18 protein-coding genes are annotated in these 22,301 nt (G+C 55.9%); 8 read left to right on the top strand and 10 right to left on the bottom strand.

Going from position 1 to position 22,301, the window contains the following annotated elements:
* Positions 1-169 precede the first annotated feature (169 nt).
* From Mal52_RS27005 to Mal52_RS26985, 5 genes are all read right to left on the bottom strand, one after another.
* Positions 170-1,549 (bottom strand): MATE family efflux transporter, encoded by a 1,380-nt coding sequence (locus Mal52_RS27005; RefSeq protein ID WP_145379869.1) that lies wholly within the window; start codon positions 1,547-1,549, stop codon positions 170-172.
* Positions 1,542-2,225 carry a hypothetical protein gene (locus Mal52_RS27000; protein WP_145379867.1) on the bottom strand — a complete coding sequence of 228 codons (684 nt, stop codon included), beginning with the start codon at positions 2,223-2,225 and terminating at the stop codon, positions 1,542-1,544. Before Mal52_RS27000 ends, Mal52_RS27005 begins: the two co-directional genes overlap by 8 nt.
* A 671-nt stretch (positions 2,226-2,896) precedes the next feature.
* Entirely contained in the window at positions 2,897-3,583 is a 687-nt protein-coding gene (locus tag Mal52_RS26995) for a hypothetical protein (RefSeq protein ID WP_145379865.1), read from the bottom strand.
* A gap of 1,304 nt (positions 3,584-4,887) precedes the next feature.
* Positions 4,888-6,327 (bottom strand): zinc ribbon domain-containing protein, encoded by a 1,440-nt coding sequence (locus Mal52_RS26990; RefSeq protein ID WP_145379863.1) that lies wholly within the window; start codon positions 6,325-6,327, stop codon positions 4,888-4,890.
* A gap of 110 nt (positions 6,328-6,437) precedes the next feature.
* Complete coding sequence (locus tag Mal52_RS26985) at positions 6,438-7,496, bottom strand: M42 family metallopeptidase (protein WP_145379861.1); 1,059 nt, start codon at positions 7,494-7,496, stop codon at positions 6,438-6,440.
* A gap of 217 nt (positions 7,497-7,713) precedes the next feature.
* On the opposite strand from Mal52_RS26985, the gene Mal52_RS26980 reads away from it, so the two are divergent.
* On the top strand, positions 7,714-8,316 hold the full coding sequence (locus Mal52_RS26980; RefSeq protein WP_145379859.1) for a hypothetical protein: 603 nt from the start codon (positions 7,714-7,716) through the stop codon (positions 8,314-8,316).
* Positions 8,317-8,371: 55 nt separating this feature from the next.
* Here Mal52_RS26980 and plsY read toward each other — a convergent pair whose 3' ends face one another.
* The 5 genes from plsY to rfaE2 form a co-directional block, all read right to left on the bottom strand.
* On the bottom strand, positions 8,372-9,064 hold the full coding sequence (plsY, locus tag Mal52_RS26975) for a glycerol-3-phosphate 1-O-acyltransferase PlsY (protein WP_145379857.1): 693 nt from the start codon (positions 9,062-9,064) through the stop codon (positions 8,372-8,374).
* A gap of 258 nt (positions 9,065-9,322) precedes the next feature.
* Complete coding sequence (locus Mal52_RS26970; RefSeq protein WP_197534491.1) at positions 9,323-10,132, bottom strand: lipopolysaccharide kinase InaA family protein; 810 nt, start codon at positions 10,130-10,132, stop codon at positions 9,323-9,325.
* On the bottom strand, positions 10,113-11,327 hold the full coding sequence (locus Mal52_RS26965) for a glycosyltransferase family 4 protein (protein WP_231962457.1): 1,215 nt from the start codon (positions 11,325-11,327) through the stop codon (positions 10,113-10,115). The genes Mal52_RS26970 and Mal52_RS26965 overlap by 20 nt, the downstream gene beginning before the upstream one ends.
* 172 nt (positions 11,328-11,499) lie before the next feature.
* A complete protein-coding gene (gene waaF / locus Mal52_RS26960) occupies positions 11,500-12,561 on the bottom strand; it encodes a lipopolysaccharide heptosyltransferase II (RefSeq protein ID WP_145379853.1) in 1,062 nt (353 codons plus the stop codon).
* Complete coding sequence (gene rfaE2 / locus Mal52_RS26955; protein ID WP_145379851.1) at positions 12,558-14,093, bottom strand: D-glycero-beta-D-manno-heptose 1-phosphate adenylyltransferase; 1,536 nt, start codon at positions 14,091-14,093, stop codon at positions 12,558-12,560. The genes waaF and rfaE2 overlap by 4 nt, the downstream gene beginning before the upstream one ends.
* Before the next feature lie 378 nt (positions 14,094-14,471).
* Here rfaE2 and Mal52_RS26950 point away from each other — a divergent pair, with 378 nt between their 5' ends.
* From Mal52_RS26950 to Mal52_RS26920, 7 genes are all read left to right on the top strand, one after another.
* The gene (locus tag Mal52_RS26950; RefSeq protein WP_145379849.1) at positions 14,472-15,434 is read left to right on the top strand and encodes a beta-ribofuranosylaminobenzene 5'-phosphate synthase family protein; all 963 of its coding nucleotides are present in this window, start codon (positions 14,472-14,474) and stop codon (positions 15,432-15,434) included.
* A gap of 357 nt (positions 15,435-15,791) precedes the next feature.
* Positions 15,792-16,919 (top strand): CDP-glucose 4,6-dehydratase, encoded by a 1,128-nt coding sequence (gene rfbG / locus Mal52_RS26945; protein ID WP_145380797.1) that lies wholly within the window; start codon positions 15,792-15,794, stop codon positions 16,917-16,919.
* A 26-nt stretch (positions 16,920-16,945) separates the two neighbouring features.
* Positions 16,946-18,112: a class I SAM-dependent methyltransferase gene (locus Mal52_RS26940; protein ID WP_420824962.1), complete on the top strand. Its 1,167-nt coding sequence runs from the start codon at positions 16,946-16,948 to the stop codon at positions 18,110-18,112.
* Positions 18,061-18,711 (top strand): dTDP-4-dehydrorhamnose 3,5-epimerase, encoded by a 651-nt coding sequence (rfbC, locus tag Mal52_RS26935; protein WP_338054800.1) that lies wholly within the window; start codon positions 18,061-18,063, stop codon positions 18,709-18,711. Before Mal52_RS26940 ends, rfbC begins: the two co-directional genes overlap by 52 nt.
* A complete protein-coding gene (locus Mal52_RS26930; RefSeq protein ID WP_145379845.1) occupies positions 18,701-19,630 on the top strand; it encodes an NAD-dependent epimerase/dehydratase family protein in 930 nt (309 codons plus the stop codon). Before rfbC ends, Mal52_RS26930 begins: the two co-directional genes overlap by 11 nt.
* A 448-nt stretch (positions 19,631-20,078) precedes the next feature.
* Positions 20,079-21,158, top strand: coding sequence for an MraY family glycosyltransferase (locus Mal52_RS26925; protein WP_197534488.1), 1,080 nt, complete (start codon positions 20,079-20,081; stop codon positions 21,156-21,158).
* A 46-nt stretch (positions 21,159-21,204) separates the two neighbouring features.
* Positions 21,205-21,573, top strand: coding sequence for a hypothetical protein (locus Mal52_RS26920; protein ID WP_145379842.1), 369 nt, complete (start codon positions 21,205-21,207; stop codon positions 21,571-21,573).
* Positions 21,574-22,301: the final 728 nt, after the last annotated feature.

Genomic DNA, 22,301 nt, shown 5'->3' with positions numbered 1-22,301 from the left:
AGTTGGGAACATTCGATTACGACAGCGCTAGATGATATTGCTCACAGTCCAGCAATCGGGTGCCACTGCTGGCTTGTCCAGCAGTGCGCGGGGGATGACGTCCGCCGGCATGGTAAAACTCGCCCGTCTACCGCATTGTCGGCGTCACCGTTTTCGACTGTCAGTGCCGTTACACACGAGTGCCTTGCCAATCGCCCCAGCGGAAGCGGATGAACAACAGAATCGCGCGGATGGTGACGTCGACATTCATGCCGACCCAGGCACCGATCAGTCCCCCGTGCAGGACGATGCCGCACAAATACCCCAGCGGCACGCGGATGAACAGCACGCCGATGATTGTAAAGATCAACGGATACCGCGTCTCCCCTGCGCCGTGCAGCGCCAAGACGTAGACGATCGACAATACCAACGGCACTTGGAACAGCGCCATAAACTGAAATGCGGGTATGCCGATGGCGCGGACGGCGACATCTTTGGTCATCAACGTATAAATCCACTCCGCCCCGAAGTAGTAAAACGCCATCAACCCGGCTGCCAGCAGACTGCATTGCAGGACCGCCATTTGCCCCGCTCGTCGCGCGCGCTGGGCATCACCCGCGCCGAGTGCCTGTCCGATCATCGTTGCTGCCGCATGTCCCCAAGCAACCGCCGGCAGATACGTGAGCGCCTCGACGCGAATACCAATGATATGCGCCGCATAAAATGGTTTGCTAAATCCTTCGAGGCTGAGCCGTGAAATGATCATCAGGAACAACAGATTTCCCGCCCACATGATGATCCCCTCCGAGGCAGCCGGCAGACCGATCCGCATGATGCGGGTGACTTCCAAGCCTTTGAGGTGAATTTCGTGGCGGTGCAGTTGTAACCCGCTGTTGCCGCGAAACAACACCCAGATCATCAACAAGCCCCCGCTTGTGCGGGCCACGACCGTTCCGATCACAATGCCATCGACGCCCAGCGTTGGAATCGGACCGAGGCCGTAAACCAATGTGGCCGAGACAATAACGTTCAGCACATTCACGATGCCCAGAATTTTCATCGGTGTCCGCATATTACCCGCCCCGCGGAGTGCAGCGGAGCCGACCAGCGTGATGCTGGCAAAGATCAACCCCAGACCGTCAAGCCGTAGGTAGCGGACCACGATGTCATAGGTCTCGCCCTCCATCTGTTGCAGCATTGCAAACGCCGGTGCCGCAAAAAAAACAAACACGAAGACCAACAGTCCCATGCAGGCCGCCATGGCCATCGAGCGGTTGGCAATGCGATTGGCCGCGTCGTGTTCACCCGCCCCCCAATGCCGCGCAACCAGCGCCGTGGTACCGGTGCCCACAAACGAAATGATCAACGACGCCAACCACCCTACATAAGCCGCCGACCCGACCGCCGTGGTGGCATTGGTGCTCATACTGGCGAGATAGGTATCAACCATCCCCACGCTGAAACTAAGCAACTGCTCAACCAGCACCGGCAGCGCCAGCACCATCACCGCTCTACCCACCGGCCCCGTCAAAACGGGACTCCGCTCACGTTCCCCCTTGGGTTCATCCATCCTGCAGTTCGTGTCCCATGGTTTTTAATTGTCGGCGGATGGTGTGGGTAATGTAGCGTGCAGCGTCTCGGTTGTACGTGAAAATTAAAAAACGTCCATGTGTTTTAGGGCGATCGGCAATGACAACTTGCCAAATACGAACTGGCCAAATAGTTATTGCAGGTATTACCACGTGTACGCTGTTGATTAGGCCCGAACGAGTCCTCTTTTGAAAATAAGTCACCCCAAGAACATGATATCGAGCGGTCAGATGATTCCCCGCCAATTCTAGCGATCTTGCTTGCGTCATTTGAAGGACACCCGTGCCCAGAAAGCCTAATCCGTACATTAAAACAAAAAGGGGATCGTCAAAATATCGAGGCCAAAAATCGAAGTCGATAAAGTGCATCAATACAACACACCCTAAAAAAACGAGACCGATGACAAAAAACAAACGTCCCAAATAGAAGCTGTCGCTACCTCTGGGACTATCTGCCACCCGAAATCTCAAGAAATTATCACTCTGTTCCTCAATCACCACCTCCGCCGGACAAGGCAGATCGAAATCCTCCGCCTCGCTAATCGCGATGTCCGCGCCGCACAAAGGGCATTCGTAAGGCGCGACTACGTCAATATTCGCAACGACATCTATAATCTCCGCACAGGTACGACATTGAATGGGAAAGATCTCATCCATTGTGCAGGTTATGTCCCATGGTGATCAGTTGTCGGCGGAGGAGGTGGGTGACGTAGCGAGCGATGCGGGGATTTGGTGATTCTGCCCATTGGTAGCTGCCCCGCCATCGTATTGTGACATCGGTGCAGTATACAAAAATGCGAAATGGCCATAGCCGAGATCGCTTGCTTCGCATTCTCACGAATGTCATGTCGCCGATAGGACATTGCCACTTAACCGGAAGGAAGAATCCTCGCTCTCGCACGAAGCACTCCCCGTGTGACAATTCGATGGTCGTCGATCCAAAAAGAATAAAAGACGCCAGAAAAAACGCGATGAGAGTGCAAATCGCGGCTTGGGTCAATAATTGGAACACCCCCGGAAGATGGCCGGAACGCACCCAAGCGATTCCAATTTCCGATAACAGATCAAGAATTGGGAATCCCACACAAACTGTCATTGCAAACGCATGACTATTCGACCCTCGTAAACTTGACCGCAGCCGAAACCGCAAACGCTCAGGCGTTTGCTCCTCAACCACCACCTCCGCCGGGCAAGGCAGTTCAAAGTCTACCGCCTCGGCGATCACGATAGCCGCGCCACACATCGGACAATTGTAGGCGGCGACCGGGTCACTGTCCGCAGCGACGTCGATAATTTCTGTGCAGCTACCACATTTGATTGGAAAAGTCTCAGCCATCCTGTAGTTCGTGTCCTATGGTGATCAGATGTCGGCGGAGGAGGTGGGTAACGTAGCGGGCTAGGTCGGGATTTGGGGTGAGAATCGAACGTCGTGTATGAAATTTTGATCCAACCGCGAGGATAACTTGCCAGACACGAAGAGGCTTAAAATTAGCGTGAGGGGGCACAGTGTAGACGCTATCGATTAAGGTCGAACGCGTCCTCCTTCGGAAAAAATCCAGCCCAAAAACATAATATCGAATGGTGACATTTTCACCTGCCAATTCTAGTGATCTAGCTGCAGTCAATTGAAGGGTACCTCCTCCCAGCGAGATTATCCCGTAGAATAATTGATCAATTATGTTGTTGTGAATCAATGGAAATGGATAATCAAAATCAATACTCAGTACCAATACGACATAGCCTATTAAAACGAGTCCGATGCCCATAAATAAGAGCGCTAAATAGTAACCATCGCTTCCCCGGGGACTTTCGACCACGCGCAGCCGCAAACGCTCAGGCGTCTGTTCCTCGATGACCACCGCAGCCGGGCAAGGCAGGTCGAAGTCTTCCGCCTCGGCGATCTCGATAGCCGCACCGCACATCGGACAATCGTAGTGGGCGGTTACGTCCATGTCCGCAGCAACGTCCAGGATTTCCGTGCAGCTATGACATTGAATAGGAAAGGTCTTAGCCATCCTGTAGTTCGTGCCCCATGGTGATCAGTTGTCGGCGAATCAGGTGGGTAACGTAGCGGGCCGAGTCGAAATCAGTCCCTCCTTTAATCGACAAATATCGATAAGTTTTTTTACGTCCCCACAGAATCATTCGATTTCGCGAGTCATGGTTCATTTCTTGAACCGTACAAATGCTTCTGAACGAATAAATGCTTTGAATTTTATTGAGTTTTACTGTCCGTGTTCGACAATATCCCCATAAGCGCATTTTAATATCCAAGCATTTTCTATCGAAATCGAGTGTCGTGCGACCGAACGCAATAAGAAGCCCGATATACAGACATATGACCGAACACATCACGAAATAAGCAACAACACCTAGACATAGTACAAAGCCGAAAATGGATGGTCTTTGCGAACACGACTGTACCATCATCCAAATGATAACAATCGGCGATAGTGAAAATTGAAACCACGCTATTTTTTGAAATAGCCCTGGTGCCGGGATGACGCAAGGATAACACAACCGCAATCGCTCCGGCGTCTGAACCTCAACCCGGACGTGCTCATTGACCGGCAAATCAAAATCGCACGTCAACTCCCCACCACACATCGGACAACGGCCCGGTCCCGTTTCACCGATGGGAACCGCTACGTCGACGATCTCACCGCACGCCAAGCACATATAGGGAATCGTTCGCATCAGGTGTCGTCCCATTTCGAGCCAGTTGGGTTACCCTCCCCAATGTTCAAACGCGAAACGACCAACGAAATTTACCGATATATTCAGTCGGTCCATCTGTCTTTACGTTGCCATCCGACTGAGGATCCCAGGACCGGACGACAACCACCGAGACCGTAGTGAGCACAAAAGCCCGGTTCACCGGGCGCCCCGCGCAGCGGTATTAGCCCCGTCGTTTACGGCGGGGTGGGGGGAGATAACCCGCCGAATCGACCCCCGTTCTACGGGGGTTCTCGCTGCTGAGGCTTTAGCCGTCAAACTCCATAACGCAGACAAAAAGACTCACGCTAAGTCGCAAAGACCGCAATGGAGTGACCAGGAGAAACGGATTCAGAAAGGGAGGCTGTGTGGTGTGGGTAGCATTTTTGTAAGCAAATTGCTTGGGCAGGTACGGCGCGATCTACGCAAACCGATGCTAACCACATCAACATCGCAAATCTCTTTGCGAGCTTTGCGGCTTTGCGTGAGGCTTTTTTACTAACAACGGCGGTTTCGAATCCACGTTCTGCGGGAGACCTGCGGTCGGGCGAGTGCGGGGTCGGAGACCCGCGCACAACATCTCCTCGCGAAAGCACAACATCGTCTACGGGAACTCGACACCCATTTCTCGCAATTGGCGTCGTACCAGTTGCGTGACGTAGCGGGCGGTTGGTTTGTCGTGGATCAGGGTGAGCGGGATCATGTGGTCGGCTGATTTGACGACGCTGGCAGCGATGTTATTGCTGTGCGACCGGCCTGATTTGTTCTGGATGCGGGAATCGGAGGGCGCGCCGGTCATGAGTTTCACTTCGGTGATTTGGTCGGTCGCCATCTCTTTGGATTTTCCGATTAGCCCCAAATGATAGCGGACTTTGATCCGCTGCGATGTAATATCGGCCGTAATGCGGCCACGCAGTGCGAAGAGGCCCACGCTGATCGGCACCAGTCCGCCCATCACAAACGGAATGAGGAACAACGTTCTTATCAGATCGAATTTTTCAAAATTGACCAAATTCGCCAAGCTGGTTGCCAGAAAAATACCACCAAACAAAAACGCCATGCCGGCCACGATCCAGGACAGCGTTGCGTGCGAACAAATCGGGAGATGAAACTTTAAATGATCTCCGCGTTGTTCATCGATGATCACGTCGGTTGGTTGAACAAGTTCGGCTGTGTCGATCTCCGCATTCTCTTTGGCCTCGGTCATTTCCCCTTCAGCGTCGATGTTCGCGCTGGAAACCATGGTGCCGCAAGCAGAACAAGTCACCGCTCCGGTCACGGGATCGGGTTGGGCCTCCTGGAGACCTTCACCGCATTGAGAACAGAATTTGGCAGCACCGGTCGGCGGTGTCCCAGCAGGGTGCAAAAACTCGTTGATGCGGTCGACGAACCAGTTCTTCTCCTCCCGTTCCAACGATGTGCCAAACTTAGCTGTGCGGTTATCGCCGACGATTTCGATGCGATACACCGGACGGTTGTTTTGTCGGTAAGCCTCAATCAATTCGGCCCGCGAGGTCTTCTTTAGCTCCGTTTCATCGACCCGCTTGCGGCCAAATAAAACGCGTTGGATTACGATCCGTCCCGGATCGAGCATCACGAACAGTCTTTGGAATCTGGCTTTGACCCACCAATACGCAAGGCCAAGTCCGATGATCCAAAACAGACTGAGAAAGGCGGCAAGACCTAGCGGGGGCATGTCACCCGGTTTGTCACCCAGCCCCGACGATATCATCACCGTCGTAAACACCGCCATAAAGCCGTTCCAGACCAACGCAAAAAAACCGATGCCCCCCGCTCGGCCGCCAGGTATGTAAAACACGCGGCGGTCGGGCGAGGCTTCGATGATTTGAATCACACTTTTTGACGGCAACGGCGGCAGAGAAATCCGCCCAGCTTCTGCACCGGAGACGCTGTTTTCAATAGGAGCAGCGGTTGCCAATTCCGGCATGTCTGCCCCGCAAAACGGACATTCGGCCCGTCCCGTGCTTTCCCACAAATCGTCATCAATCTCGGCACGGCATTGGGGGCAGGTGATGTTCGGCATAGCTTACTGTCAGGTCCGGTGTTTCGGTGAAAATCGTCTTTCTGATGCGGCAACGCAAAATTGCCGCCGGCGGTTCATACAAATTCCACTGGGCTCGCCCAAATTCACAATCAGGGCGTGAAGTCACTCTCAGGCGTCAGCGACAGACAAAATTCCGCAATGAGTTGCGCGGCATTTTCTAGGTCGTCCAGCGAAATCACCTCCACCGGGCTGTGCATATACCGATTGGGAATCGCCACAATGGCGGTGGCCATGCCCCCTTGGTTGATTTGCATGGCGTTGGCGTCGTTCCCCGCGGGGCGGGAGATACCGGCGATTTGCGCAGGAATTTTACTCGTGGCGGATGTCGATTTCAGTTGTTCGTGCATCACCGGATTGACGTTCGGGCCGCGATACACCACCGGGCCGCTGCCCATTTTGATGTCGCCGTATTTTTGCTTATCGACGGTCGGGCAATCGGTGGCGTGCGTGACGTCGACAGCAATTCCTAATTGCGGCTCAATCGAATAGGCACTCGTTTTGGCACCACGCAGACCAATTTCTTCTTGAACGGTGGAAACAGCGAAGACCGCTGCCTGCGGATTCCCGGCGGCCACCTGCTTGAGTGCATTCATCACCACCCAGGCACCGACCTTGTTGTCCATGCCGGGAGCGGTCGCCAAGCCGTTTTGCAATTCCCGGAATCCCAATTCAAACGTCACCGGGTCACCGATTGCGATCAATTCCTCCGCCTGGGCTTTGTCCTTGGCACCGATGTCGATCCATAGGTCCGACATCTCAGGGACTTGTTTGCGTTCATCGGGGGTGAGTAGATGAATCGCTTTGCGGGCGATAACCCCGGGGACCGCTCCCGCTGCATTGTGGATCAGCATGTTTTGGCCGATCAGCATCTGCACATCCCAGCCGCCAATCGGGTCGACCCAGACATAACCTTCGTCGTCAATATGCTTGACCATCAGGCCGATTTGATCGCAATGCCCGGCGAGCATGATCCGCGGCGAACCGGTCGGATTGACAGCGGCGATGACGTTTCCATGCCAGTCGGTGGTCACCTCAGCCGCGAATTTGTCGGCAAATTCTCGGACCACGGCTTGCACCGGTTGCTCATACCCCGAAGGGCTGGGGGCGGACAGTAACGCTTTGAGAAACTCCAAGGCGGGTTGATCCATAGTGTCCATCATTCCTTTTGTGTTTTTCAGTGAAATTCGGATGGGGGAAATGAGTCGAAACGTTGCCAATTGTTGCCGCACGATGGCGGGTTGGTTTTGGGGCGTGCGGGTATCATCGCAAATTCGTCGTCGCGCGGAAACGCCTTGTGGGAATCATGATGAGTTTTTCGTGAATCAGACCGTAAGCCGCTAGATATCATTTGACGTATTGTGGGGGATGCACTACAGTTGGGTGTTGGATTTGTTGAGCGGTTCTTTGAGGACATCCCCTGGTTGTCCCCTCTTATTGACGAGCCGATTCAAAGACGAGCAGCCTGCCGCCCGCAAGTCCCTCAAGCTCACTTACAATCAGTCGACGCGACATCAAGGACACGAGAAACGCGATTGGCTTCTTTCTGCGATGCAAATGGCTTTGCCGTTTGAGCGGGCTTTCATTAAGACCGCGCTGACGCAAGTTCTCCGCGTTGCCGAAAACCGGACTCGGGCCGCCGGTTGCTTCATGCAATTGGAGTCCGCCGACTCGTCTTCCGGAAACTTGAGAGACGAAATCGCACAGCGACTTTTCATCAAGGAGGAAACAGACATGCGATTACATACGCCAGCGGCTGAGATACAAATGCCGCTCGACGAACGCGTCCGCCAACAGGTGCTGCAACACACCAATGGGATGATTCAAGGTCTGCAGGTTGATCTGCTGGCCGATCATCTCGTGCTCACGGGACGGACGTCCAGCTACTATGCCAAACAACTGGCATCGCACGCAGCCATGAACACCATCGACGAAGTTTTGGAGTTGACCAACGACATCCGGGTCGGCTGAAAGCCCACCCGTTTTTTTTGTGTCATCGGCCCCGCAACCGCTGCGCCGCACCAAATCACGCCGCTGAATCTTCATCGGACTCCGTCGGAACCTCGTTTTTTACAGACGAAGAGCGTTTGCCGATCTCCGTTCTTTCCTCCTCGCGATTCCACAATCGTACGATATTGCTGCGGTGCCGATAGATGATCAGCAACGGCGCCGCAACGCTAAAACCCAGCAAGCTCCACGTCTGGGACGGATACGGATAAAGCACCACTAGTTGCGTGATCGCAAATGCGCTGACTGCAAGCATCGAACTGAGCGCCACCAGTCGCCATGCGGCGAATGTGATTAGAAACGTTGCCACAGCTACCGGCGTTCCCCATCCTCCCAGTACGATCACGACCCCCAAGGCAGTTGCCACACCTTTGCCGCCGCGAAACTGCAAATACACCGGCAACATATGCCCCACAATGGCCGCCACTCCTGCCAGCACACGCAGATGAAGCATCGCCGGACTGTCGCTAGGCAACAACCACATGGGCAACAGCCATACTGGCAACAATCCCTTGAGCAGGTCCAGGCACAGCACCAGAATTCCCCACTCGTTCCCCATGGTGCGGAGCACATTCGTCGCCCCCGGATTTCCACTGCCATGCTCGCGTATATCGATCCCCTTACACCATTTGGGAATCAAATAGCCAAACGGAATCGCACCGACGAGATAAGAAATGATCGCCACAATCAAGGCAGCGGTGGCATCATTCATGAATAGAAATCCCTTTGGAACACCGAAGAACCCCGGCAAACAGCGGCCGCTCAAGACAACAAGGCAGCATGAACCGGTGACGGTATCAGAATCCGATAAAAGATTCGATGGACAGAGACCTGAGGCATGAGGTGACAGGCGTGAGAAAAGCGTGAGGCAGTCATGATCTGCTGGGCAGGACGCTTTCCTACCGTCTACGGTCTACCGCCCACAACCTCACCCCTCAAGCCTGTCGCCTCAAGCCTCAGGCCTCACCCCTCACAACCGATTCTTCTGCGAGTGCCGTGCAATCCAGCGGGACTTGTTGCGGATTCGTCGTACGAGGCGCTTTTCAGCCGGGTCGAGTCGCCGTGAACCGCCGAAATAGCCATGCAAAAACCGCACCTGCTCGCGGATTCGCATGTGCCGGGCGGAATAGTCTAACTGCGCTAAATCTTTGATGATCCAACGCTGCGACAGGTGGGCCGACGCCCGTGCGCGGCCCAAGTCGATGACCCGCACGTCAAAATCATCTTCGCCTTGGCGGATCAACAAGTGTCCCAAGTAAAAATCTTGGTGATGCAATCCCGAGACATGCATCCGCCGTGCGATCTCAGCCACGCGGTCCACGACCGGCGTCAAATCAGCCGTCGCCGGTTGTTGTGCCAACCATTCCGGCAGCTTCGTGTACCCATCGATCGCTTCGGTCACCAGAAACGAATACCGCCCCACTTCACCTAGTGCCACCGGTGTCATGGTCGGAATTTTAGCTGTGTGGAATTCGAGCAGAGCATCCCATTCGTTGCGGGCGCCCAGTATCGGCCAAGTCAGCCGCAACAAGGGTTTGAAGTATTCTTTGAGCGGCGAGGGCAAATGGCGTTTGATGTAAAATCCACGGGAATGCTCCCCATCTTGCAGCGTGATCCGCGTTGTGGTCCGTTCCGCCAACAGGTTTTTGGCAATCGTGCCGCCGGTGAGATTCATCAATGCATCGAACGTGTCGAGTTGGTTGCTGCGGAGGATCTGCGCGAAGTCGCGATTCACGCGCAACTTTCCGCTTTGCCAATCCTCAAACGCGAGACTTGTCACGCAACACCTCGTAGAACAACTCCGAAACTTGCCGCGCATTGTTTTCGACCGTCATCGTGGCTGTCCTGGCCCGACTGGCAGTCGCCATCAATTCGCGCTGGGCGTCCGTTTTCGAAAAATGGTGGTCCAGTCGTTCTGCCAATTCGCCTACTGCCCAGCTATCGGGCAACAGGTAGCCGGTGGCTTCTTCGTCAATCATGTCCGCACCGCCGGCGGTGGCAGTCGTAATCGCGGGAACTCCACAGGCCATCGATTCGACGACCACATTGGGAAACGGTTCATACGTCGTCGGGAGAACCATCAGATCCCCCGCTGCATAAAACCGCTCAATTTTGTCTTGTCGTCCGGCGAAGGTGACGCGGTTCGCGACGCCCAATTGTTTGGCCAGTCTCGCAAACTTGTGTTGCGGCCCCCGTCCCAATACCAGAAGTTGAATCTCTTGATTGCGAGCTGAGCGAAGCGACTCCAAGATGGTCCGCAGTCCCTTGCCCGCAAAATCCATGGAAGCAAACGTAATCAGCGGATCGTGTTCCCCAATCCCCCATTCGCGACGGACCTCTGCGGAAAACTGTTGAGCGCGGGGATGAAAGTGATCAATGTCGACGCCGTTATAAATCGTGCGGATTTTCTCCGGCGGCACGTCGTAATACCGCTGCAACAACGCGCCGTCGACGGAGGAAATCGTCACAATCCGCCGCGTTTGTGGTGACTGGCAGATCGTTCGTTCCAACTCGATGAGCGTCCGGTGCCGCGGATTGAGTTGCTGCAGTAACCGATGCGCCCGATTGCGATAGTGCACGTTCAACCAGTGCGATTGCAGTCGTTCGGTCACCCGAAACAGGTCGACGCCCAGACTGCGACCCAATCCATAGACAATATCGAAATTCTGCCCGGCAATCACCTTGCCGCAGTTCTCGGCAAACGAGCGATTGCGGGCCGAGGAAGTCGAGGATTGCACGCGAACGGGAAAAAACGGCAACTCGTCGCTCAGCGCGTCGTCGATGCCTTCGCCGACAAACGAAACATCATGCCCCAGCTTGAGCAACTGCCGTGATAGATTCACACAGTACCGCTCCGCTCCACCGCGTTGCAGGGAGTAATAGCGCCGCGCAATCGCGATCTTCAACGGCTGCCGGTCAAGGGCAGGGGGGGCGGCTTTCGGTGTTTTGACCTGTTGTACGGTACTGATAGCCATGAGGTCCGAACTAGAAGAATGTTTGTAGTGCGACGCAGCTTATCGTTTCGCCGGCCAATCATTACCAGGGGTGCCACTGGCTCTGCCAGTGCCTGGTAACACTTCCGATCTTTTGAACTCGCACTGGCAAAGCCAGTGACACACAACCCTAAAATTTAACTGTGACAAAGCACTAAGCCACGGACCGACGTGCGGTTTCGTGCAACTGTCTCGTCACCGCACTGAACACGCGATCCACGCCCAATTCCTGCATGCAACGATGATGCCCGAGCGGACAGACCCGTTTTTGACAAGGTCCGCAATCGACATGCAGCTGCAAATGGACCGCCTTGGGGTAAAAGGTTTCGCTCCAAGCGATGTGCGTTGGCCCAAAAATCGTGACAACCGGGACATTGAACGGAGCGGCAAAATGCCGTGGACCGGAATCGGTCGTGACCAATAAATCGGCTTGACGGATGGCCGCTTTAGTCAATCGCAGGCTGGGCGATTCGCCGGCGAGGCTGACCACGTGCGGATGTCCGGCAAGGCGAACAATCTCGCGGGCTTGCGCTTGCTCGGCCGGTCCACACAACACCAGGACTTGTTTATGAAATTTATCGGCAATCAATCGACCCAACTCGGCGAACGAGGACGTCGGCCAATGCTTCGCGGCTCCGAAGGCGCCTCCGGAATTCAAACAGACGAGTCCCCGCGTTTCCTCCGGCGACCCAATACGGGCCAGAATCCGTTGAAACCGCAGTTCATCTTCAGAGCTGGTGGCCAACTCCATCTGCCGTCGCTCAGCGGTTCCGCCGGTGGATTTCGCACCGACATACGCTGCCAAGCGCCAATACTCGTCGATCACCGGATGCGGAGTTCGTCGAGATTTTGGTTTCAAAGCATCCGTCAGCAACCAGCGCCGCGCATCGCGAGCAAAACCGACGCGACGTTCAATCCGCCCCGCCCAAGCGATCATGGCTGTTCGAAATGAGTTGGTGAACAACAATGCTAAATCGATGTCTTCGTAGCGCAATTGGCGGCTGAGTGACCATCCACGCTGCGCTGGATTGGCGCCACGCGGGTCGTAAAACAATTCACGATCAATCAACCCCGTCCCGTCGAGTACGTCGGAAAGATACGGCCGCATGATGCCGATGATCTCCGCGCGGGGGTATCGATTGCGCACGGCGCGCAGTGCGGGAGTCGCCATCACGAGGTCGCCGACCCAGTTCGGGCAAAACATTGCAATTTTCATCCTGCTTTTCGCTCCGGCGCATGAGCTTGAGAAACAGCGGGTCTCTTCAAAATCGTCTGGCCCCGCAACCGTTCAACGATCTGTGTCGTGGAGACACCGGGAATGACCGACAATGGCTTTACGTCGCCGCCATAGGATTCCACAAGTTCCCAACCCACGATCTCATCGCGGCGATACGTCCCCCCCTTGACCAACAAATCAGGTCGGAGGCGATCCAGCAGGGCGTGCGGTGTTTCTTCGTCAAAGACCAGCACATAGTCCACCGCGTCCAAAGCGGCCAACATAGTGGCTCGCTCCTGTTGCGGAAACAACGGGCGATCCGGAGCCTTGTCCAAGCGGCGGATGCTCGCGTCGCTGTTGACGGCGACGATCAGGCAATCCCCTTCATCGGCGGCTTGTTGCAGATAATGCACATGTCCCACATGCAACAAATCAAAGCAGCCGTTGGTGAGCACGATTTTTTGTTTCAATTGTCGCCGCGCGGAAACGTGCTGAGCAAGTTCGTCGAGATCGCAGACTTTTTGGTAGGTCTTACGCGGACCAGTCAGTAGGTCCCCCAACATTTGGTCGCGCGTGATGGGAACCACCCCGATCTGCTCGACCTCCAAACCGCCGGCGATATTCGCCAAACGGGCGGTGTCCGCCAACGAGACCCCATCGGCCATGGCGACACCAATCGTCGCCAGCACCATGTCTCCCGCGCCGGTAATGTCGTAAACCTCACGTCTGCGCGTCGGCAGCAATTCCGCGTCCCCATTCGCTTGGACCACAGCGATGCCGTCGCTATCAAGTGTCACAAACGCATTCTTCAGGTCCAGTTCTTCGCACAATTGCCGTCCCGCGGCAAAAGCATCATCACTGGATTGCACATTGATGCCGGTCGCCCGCGTGGTTTCTAAACGATTCGGCGTGACGGCCGTCGCACCGTGATACAGCGAATAGTCCTCGCCCGGTCGCGGATCGACAATCACCGGGACGCCGACTTGACGAGCGTGGGTAATGATCTGTTGCACGATTTCCGGAGTACACACGCCTTTGGCATAATCGGAGATCAACACGACTTGGTGTTTTTCAATCAACGGCAGGACGGTCTGCAGCAAGGTCTCCGAGCGTTGGGCGTCCAGCGCCGTGCGCTGTTCACGATCCACGCGGAGCATTTGGTGCGGATGCCGATGTTGCGCGCGTCCGATGAAGCGTTCCTTGACGGTCGTGGGACGCGTGTCGTCGACGAGCACCGCATCACAATTCACATCCAAGGCTTCTAGTTCACTGCGGAGTTCGCGTCCGTCGAGGTCATCACCGGTGACACCTGCGAGCGAAACGCCGGCTTCTAATCCCCGCAATAACTGCGCGACGTTCGCAGCACCGCCCAAACGGGTTTCACTGCGATCGGCTTGCAGCAGTATAACGGGCGCTTCCTGGCTAACCCGTTCGGCGTCGCCCCAGATGTAACGGTCGAGTATTAAGTCGCCCAACACCAACACCTGTGGGCGGCCAAGGTTTTGCAGAACCTGGATTAAATCATTGGACATCGTCGGTCGCAATCCATTGCGAAAGAGTCTACAGATCAAGTTTTTATAGTCCTTGCCCCAGCGACAATTGTTTCGCTCCCTGTGGAGAGAGCAGACAACCGCGGCCGGAAAGGGAAACGCACCGCGAGGCAGAGCACTTCTGTGACTCGGTGATCTCCATCGCTAGCGAGGGGCGGGAATGATCGTCAGCAAGGCGTTTTGAGTCAATGCCGATTCGCGGCGATGGCGTTTTAAGATAACCCGCAGCGGCAACATTTCTCACCACAAAAAATATCCACCGCCACGATTTTGCGTCCCGACAGCCGATTCGTTAATCTGGGGGAAGAAAAACCGGAAATCGAGAGTCGTTTGGCCGAGGCGGACGGAAGTAGTGAGATCATGACCGACGAAGTTGTTGTCGAAACCGGTGCGAGGCTACATTTTGGGCTGTTAGCGCATTCGCCCCAAATCTCGCGGCAATTCGGCGGCGCCGGGGTGATGGTCTCAGGAATCGGTTATCGCCTGCGCGGAACCGTCGCCGAAGCTGACGAGGTAATTGGAGACGAAATTGCTGCCGATCGCGTGCGCCGATTCGTCGGCGCCTACCGGGAATCCATTCCAAACGGCAAGCAGCCTCCCCCTTGCCGCATCAACCTGGAGCAAGTGATTCCGCCACATGCGGGGCTCGGTTCGGGAACGCAACTCGGTTTGGCCACCGCCCGCGTGCTAGCGGTGCTGGCTGGTGAATCAGCGACTCCTGCGATTCCGTTGGCCGAACGTGTCGGGCGGGGTTTGCGGTCGGGACTGGGCATCCACGGTTTTGAGCGGGGAGGGTTCCTCATCGACGGCGGCAAACGGAGCAAGGACGCCGTTGCCCCACTGGTGGGACACGCCGAGTTTCCAAGCGAATGGCGATTTGTGCTGGTGACCCCCAAAGAATTCAGCGGGCTCTCCGGATCAGCGGAATTGAAGGCCTTTGCCGAGATGGCCCCGATGCCGACGGACATGACCGATACGCTTTGCCGGATTTTATTATTGCAAATGATGCCGGCTGTGATCGAAGCCGATTTCGACGCCTGTAGTGCGGCCATTTACGAATTCGGTCGGATGGTCGGTGAATATTTTGCCCCGACACAAGGGGGAGTCTTCGCCTCACCGGCGATGCAACAATTGGCACCGGTCATTCGGGAACGGGGCTATACGGGAATCGGCCAAACATCCTGGGGCCCAACGCTCTTTGTACTCTGTCGCGATCAATCACACGCGGACGTGCTATGCGGCGAATTGCGCAGCGACCCGAATTGCCAAAACTGCGACATCCGCTGTGTCAAACCGATGAATCACGGTGCGACGATAAAATAGAACGGTTGGCCACGCGGTTTCACGCCACCGGTGTCTATTCCCGTCACCCATGCATAATCACAGCTGAAAAATAGGGTGCCACTGGCTTTGCCAGTGCGAAGGTGTTACTTGGCATGGATAACCGTGCACGACGGCAAGCCGTCGGTTTGGGGATTTGTCTGCCGCCTTCCTCGAATCTGTGTTTGATCCGTGTTTCATCTGTGGCTAAAAATATCGTCATTTGAGTTGCCGGACGGCATCTCAATTACATATTGACCCTGCGGAATGTTTCTGCCACATTACGCCCCGCTTTCGCTCGACGAGGGACTTCGTCTGGCGAAAATGATCTCACTGGAAATGAGTTTAGGAGGGCACGCCATGGAAGGCGGCAGACTATGGCAGCCGTTTTGGCGCGGAAAACGTGTGCTGGTGACCGGCCATACGGGCTTTAAGGGAGCTTGGCTCTGTCTATTGCTCAAAGAGCTAGGCGCCGAGGTCGTCGGTTTTGCCCGCGACATCCCCACACAACCAGCGCTGTTTGAGCTCGCCCATCTTGACGATGACCTACGCTCGATTCGCGGCGATGTCCGCAACTTCGAACACCTGCGCACCACGGTTCGCGATGCACAGCCGGAGATCGTGATTCACATGGCGGCGCAGAGTTTGGTGCGACGCTCCTATCACGAACCGCTCGAAACCTATGCTACCAACGTCATGGGAACGGCTCACGTGCTGGAAGCCGTGCGACAGACATCTGGTGTCCGCGTCGCGATTGTCGTCACGAGTGACAAATGCTACCAAAATCATGACGCGATCCATGGCTTCGTCGAAGCAGACCCCATGGGAGGCAGCGATCCCTACAGCAGTAGTAAGGGGTGCGCCGAGTTGATCACCGCCGCTTACCGCGACTCCTTTTTCTCATCCACGGCGAAAGCTGAGACAGCCATCGCAACGGTCCGCAGCGGCAATGTCATTGGCGGCGGCGACTGGGCTGAAGACCGTCTGGTTCCTGATTTGATGCGGGCCTTCGCAGCGGATCAACCCGCCGCAATCCGCAATCCCCTGTTCGTGCGGCCCTGGCAACACGTTTTGGAACCGCTCAAGGGCTATTTAATGTTGGCCGAAAAGCTGTGGGACGCCCCCGGCGATTTTTCCGAGGCTTGGAATTTCGGTCCCCGCGATGAAGATGCACAACCGGTTTCGGTGATTGCCGATCGACTGGCCGAATTGTGGGAGGGAGACGCCTCCTGGGAATTGGCCGTCGGCGAGCAACCGTGCGAAGCTCATTCACTCAAACTGAATTGTGAAAAGGCGCGGGAGGAACTGGGATGGTGGCCCCGCACGACACTCGACACCGCTTTACAATGGACGGTTCAATGGTACCAAGCGTTTCAGAACGGACTCGACGCACGCGCGGTGACGCAACAGCAAATTTGCCAATTTCTCGGCACGAAGATACCGTTGAATACACAGGTGCCCACTGCCGGTTTTGCCAAAGCCGGTTAAACGTCACGTTCGCCGACCTGGGAATGATGCCGTTGGCGAATTCCTATGTCCCCATGGATCGGCAGCGCGCGGTGGAACCGTTCCATCCGCTGCACGTCCAAGTCTGTCCCGAATGTCGACTCGTGCAATTGGAGCACTTGGAATCGCCGCAAACGTTGTTTGGGGAATATGCGTACGTCTCTTCCTATTCCCGCAGTTGGTTAAGGCATTGCCAACAGTACGCGGAACGAATGGCAACCCAACTCCAACTCGACAACGCCTCGCAGGTTGTGGAAATTGGCAGCAACGATGGTTGTTTGCTGAGCTGTTTTCAAAAACAGGGCATCGCGGTTCACGGCGTCGATCCAGCGGCAAACGTGGCCAAGGTCGCCGTCGCCGCCGGGATTCCCACAGATGCAACGTTCTTCGGAAAACCGTATGCCGAGCATTTGTCGGCGCGGGGATTAAACGCCGACTTATTGATCGCCAACAACGTGTTGGCTCACGTGCCGGACATCAACGACTTTGTTGCCGGCCTCAAATTGTTATTGAAACCCGACGGTTTGATCACGGTCGAGTTTCCGCATTTGTTGCGGCTGATCGAGTCCATTCAGTTCGACACGATTTACCACGAGCACGTTTCCTACCTATCGTTGGCCGTCGTGCAGGGGATCTTTGCAGCTCACAATCTGACTGTCACCGATGTCGAGCAATTGCCGACGCACGGCGGGTCATTGCGGGTCTTCGCGCGGCATGCCGAGGCGAATCCTGAAATAGCGACCGCTGTTGAAGAACTGATTGAGATAGAACGGGGCCGCGGTTTGGAGCGGCTCGAGACGTATCGCGACTTCAACCGCCAGTTGCGCGTGGCGAAATTGTCGTTGTTACAGTTTTTGCTGGATGCGAAGTTGAAAGGAGCGCGCGTCGCCGGTTATGGCGCACCGGCCAAGGCGACGACTCTGTTGAATTATTGCGGCGTGGATGTCGAATTCATCGACTTCACCGTCGACCGCAATCCGCGCAAACAACAACACTTTATTCCCGGCACGCAGATTCCGATTTTGCATCCAGATGCGATCAACATGCATCGCCCCGATTATGTGGTGATCTTTCCCTGGAATCTTCGCGACGAGATCACGCAGCAACTGGCCGAAATCCGCCGCTGGGGCGGACAATTCGTGGTGCCGATTCCGGAAGTCGAGGTGCTGCCATAAATCTAATCGAGACACCTTTGGCCGGCGCATTTGTCATTCAGCCGGATTTGCGGCGCGATGAGCGCGGATTTTTCGCGCGGACGTTTTGTCGTGAGACGCTCCGCGAACATGGTATTGATGTCGACATCGTGCAATGCAACCTGTCACAAAATCGCCGTCGCGGTACTTTGCGTGGCATGCACTATCAAGTGCCGCCGCACGCCGAACAAAAATTAGTCTGCTGCCTCCGTGGCGCAGCCTATGACGTGATCGTCGACCTCCGCGCCGACTCGCAAACCTACGGCTGTTGGCATGCCGTGGAATTGACCGCTGCCAATCGTCGCACGCTGTTTATCCCCCGTGGAATGGCGCACGGATTTCAAACACTGACCGCCGACACGGAATTGTTTTACCAAATGGGGCACCCGTATTCGCCCCAACACGCTCGCGGATTTTGCCACGACGACCCGGCAATCGGCATCGAATGGCCGCTGCCAGTTCGTTGCATTTCAGAGCGTGACCAAAGTTTTGGACCGGTCCTTGACCGACAGATTCAGTACGAGACCACTGCAGCGACCCACGCTGTGGCGGAAACGATGGAGCGTTCTTATGACGGATGAAAAAATTGTGTTTGTGACCGGCGGAACAGGTTTTATCGGCCGGCATGCCGTACACGCCTTGTTGCGCAATGGTTACGAAGTGCATGTCGCTTCGCGGACCTACACCGGCCCCTTCGCGCCGTCGCCGCGGATGCGGATCCATGAATGCGATCTGTTTGACAGCGACTACGTCTGCCGTATGTTACAGATGATCCAACCGACGCACCTGTTGCATTTGGCGTGGGAAACAACGCATGGCCGGTTTTGGAATTCGCCAAGTAATGCGCAATGGATCGAGGCCAGCCTAGGATTGTTGCGCGGCTTTTCAGCTTGCGGCGGGCAGCGGGCTGTCTTCGCCGGCAGTTGTGCCGAATATGGTGAATCCGCCGAAATCTGCGACGAGATCACGACCCCGTTACGTCCCACGAGTCTGTACGGAGTGTCTAAAAACGCCTTGCAGCAAGTGGTCGCCGAGTACTCGCGCACGACTGGCTTAAGTTCCGCCTGGGGCCGTTTGTTTAACGTTTACGGTCCGGGAGAATCGGATCAGCGTTTTGTCTCCTCAACCGTGAAAACTTTGCTCGCCGACAAATCAGCAATTTGCCGGCATGGCTCGCATGTCCGCGATTATTTGCACGTGCATGACGCCGGAGACGCGCTCACCACATTGTTGGAGAGCAACGTAACCGGCCCGGTGAATATCGCCTCAGGCCGACCGGTCACTTTGGAAGAGATCGCAACCCGACTCGTGGCAACCGTGGGCCGCGGCAATGCCACCATCGAAAACGGCGAACCCTCCATCGACAACCCGCCGGAAATTTCCGCCGTGACCGAGCGGCTGTCAACAGAAGTCGCTTGGGCACCGTCGATTACCCTCGACGAAGGTCTGCGGTCGGTCGTGCATGAATTACAGCAACACCGACAATCACGCGCCGCCTAGTGAGATGACTAAGAGCCCGCCCGAAAAAGGGTGCCACTGGCGTCGCCAATGTTTTGCGACGGAAGGGTGGCTGGGGACGAACGCCAGTTCGCCCCCAGGTCGTTTGACATCCCTTTGTCACCGCGTTCCCAAACTCCGGTTTAAAAACGCCCCTTCCCGCTGCTTTGCTTCGCCCTGCGCCATGTCTACGGTAGTGGTGACCTAACAGGAATCCGTCGTCTCAAAAGGCAAACGCGCGCATTGGCCCGCCCAATCTCGCAACCGTTTCGAGCATGAAATGTATCTCGATAATGGGGTTTGTCGATTTCTAATGAGCGTTTATACTCCGCCACTCGACCCCTTATCTTTCGCGGGCCTGCCGTAGTGCGCGGCGGGAATGGATTGACCGCGTTGATCGACTGAACACCTGCTCCGGCGGGTGTCTAAAGCATAAGGTATGGATGCCTGGATGCTGAGTGTCCCGTTTGTGATTGCAATTATGGCTGCGATATTTCTCACGCCCGGCGTGCGATTTGTCGCTGCGCGTACCGGAGCCATGGATCGCCCCGATGGCCAACGCAAACGCCAAAAATATCCCGTCCCCACGCTCGGGGGAGTGGCAGTCTGCGTCGCCATTCTCTTAGCTGCTTGCGTCGCCGCTTTGACCGAAGTTCCCGTCGGGGGCTTGGTTCCTGTGCTACTCTCCTCGCTGATCATCTGTCTGGTCGGCGCATACGACGATGTCTTCAATCTCAAACCACGCTGGAAGTTTGTCGGACAAATCATCGCCGTGCTACCGATCGTCATGGCCGGTGATGCGGTTGATCGCATTTGGGTGTTCGGCACGGTGTGGGATCTAGGCATGTTCGGAAAAATGCTAACCGTGCTGTGGCTGGTTTCCGGAATCAACGCCATCAACTTTTTAGACGGTATGGACGGGTTGGGATCATTGACCGGTGTCGGATTGTCAGTTGCCGCCGCTGCGATCGCCGTGATCACCGACCGCACCGAAATCGCGCTGTTGGCGTTGATTCACGCCGGAGCATTGATTGGTTTCATGGTTTATAACCTGCCGCCGGCCCGCGTCTATTTAGGAGATTCCGGCAGCATGCTGATCGGGATGACCGTGTCGTATTTAGCAATCCAAGCGCCGCGCGCACCGGGTGATGCACTGCATCTCGGTGTCGCAGTGGCATTATTGACGGTCCCAATTTTGGACACATCCTTGGCCATCCTCCGCCGTGCTTTGATCGGACAGGATGTTTGGCACGGCGATCGACGACACATGCATCACAGTTTGCTGGGCCATGGCATGTCCCGCTGGGCGGTGCTGCGATTTCTAGCGGGCCTGTTTTGCGTGACGGGTCTGACCTGTTTCATTTCAGTCGCCATCGGTGTTCCCGCCTTAGCCTGGTTGGCGTTTTGCGGCGTACCGGCTTATTTGTTCGCCGGGCATTATTGTTGCCGGCTGGAATGGGAATTGGCAAAAAGCTGGATGCGGCGTGTGCGTGTTATAAAAAACAGATCGAGTGCAGCCAAAAATCAATGAATTGGGGTGTCACTGGCACGGCCAGTGTTTATCAAAAGGGTGACCGATGATCTCACGTATTCTGGCGGTCGTGTTGCCGTTGTTCCTAATTGCCGGGTGCAATACCCCGAAGCCGCTGCAAACCAGCGACCTCCCCGCCGAATTCCGCAACGCCGGTCTGCCCGGTGTGGAGAAAATGCAGCAGCGGATCCTCGAACAAACTCCGCCCGGCACACCCATTGAAAAAGCCGAGAAGGTGATGTCGGACAACGGTTTCAAAATCGAAAAAAAGTCGGATGAAACCGGCGCGTACCTCGATTGCGACTTGGGCCCCGGCGGCGAGTATTTCGGAACGAAGCGCTGGCGCGTGAAAATCCGGCATACCAACGGCATCGTCGACGACGTCGCCGTATCAGCAGGCGCCAACAGGCCCTAGCCGCTCAACGCCCGCGGGCAAATACCCCAAAGGGGTAAGACATCCTAGCCTAGGGTAAGCGGCGCAGCCGCGCCACCCTAGGAACCCGGTCCCCCCACGCACAAACCCTGAAAGGGTTTCTCAACGCATCGCATGCCCCGTAATGTGATCCCACCACGATTGAACAACCCCTACAGGGTTGCCGCACATCATCGCCCCGCGCACCTAGGGTGCGCTCACTACGTTCGCGACCCTAGGCTAAGATGACGAACGCCTTCGGCGTAGGCTTTCGTATGCAGGGCGTACACGTTTGCATGTTCGTGGTGCGTTTGCCATGACTGGATCCCCACTGGGTCCTCACGTCCGCCGACACCCGGTCCTGGCCCTGCTGGCACCCCCATTAATATCAACGTCCGCAAATTATCAACGCCCACCAAAAAACAACGCCCACCAAATATCAACGCCCGCGGGCACATACCCCAAAGGGGTAAGACATCCTAGCCTAGGGTAAGCGGCGCAGCCGCGCCACCCTAGGAACCCAGGCCCGCCCCCGCACAAACCCTGAAAGGGTTTCTCAACGCATCGCATGCCCCATAATGCGATCCCACCACGATTGAACAACCCCTTCAGGGTTGCCGCACATCATCGCCCCACGCACCTACGGTGCGCTCACTACGTTCGCGACCCTAGGCTATGATGACGAACGCCTTCGGCGTAGACTTTCGTATGCAGGGCGTACACGTTTGCAT

Source organism: Symmachiella dynata, from assembly GCF_007747995.1.
Classification (GTDB): domain Bacteria; phylum Planctomycetota; class Planctomycetia; order Planctomycetales; family Planctomycetaceae; genus Symmachiella; species Symmachiella dynata.
The sequence above is the reverse complement of the archived record's forward strand: the minus strand, read 5'-3'. Positions and strand labels throughout refer to the sequence as shown.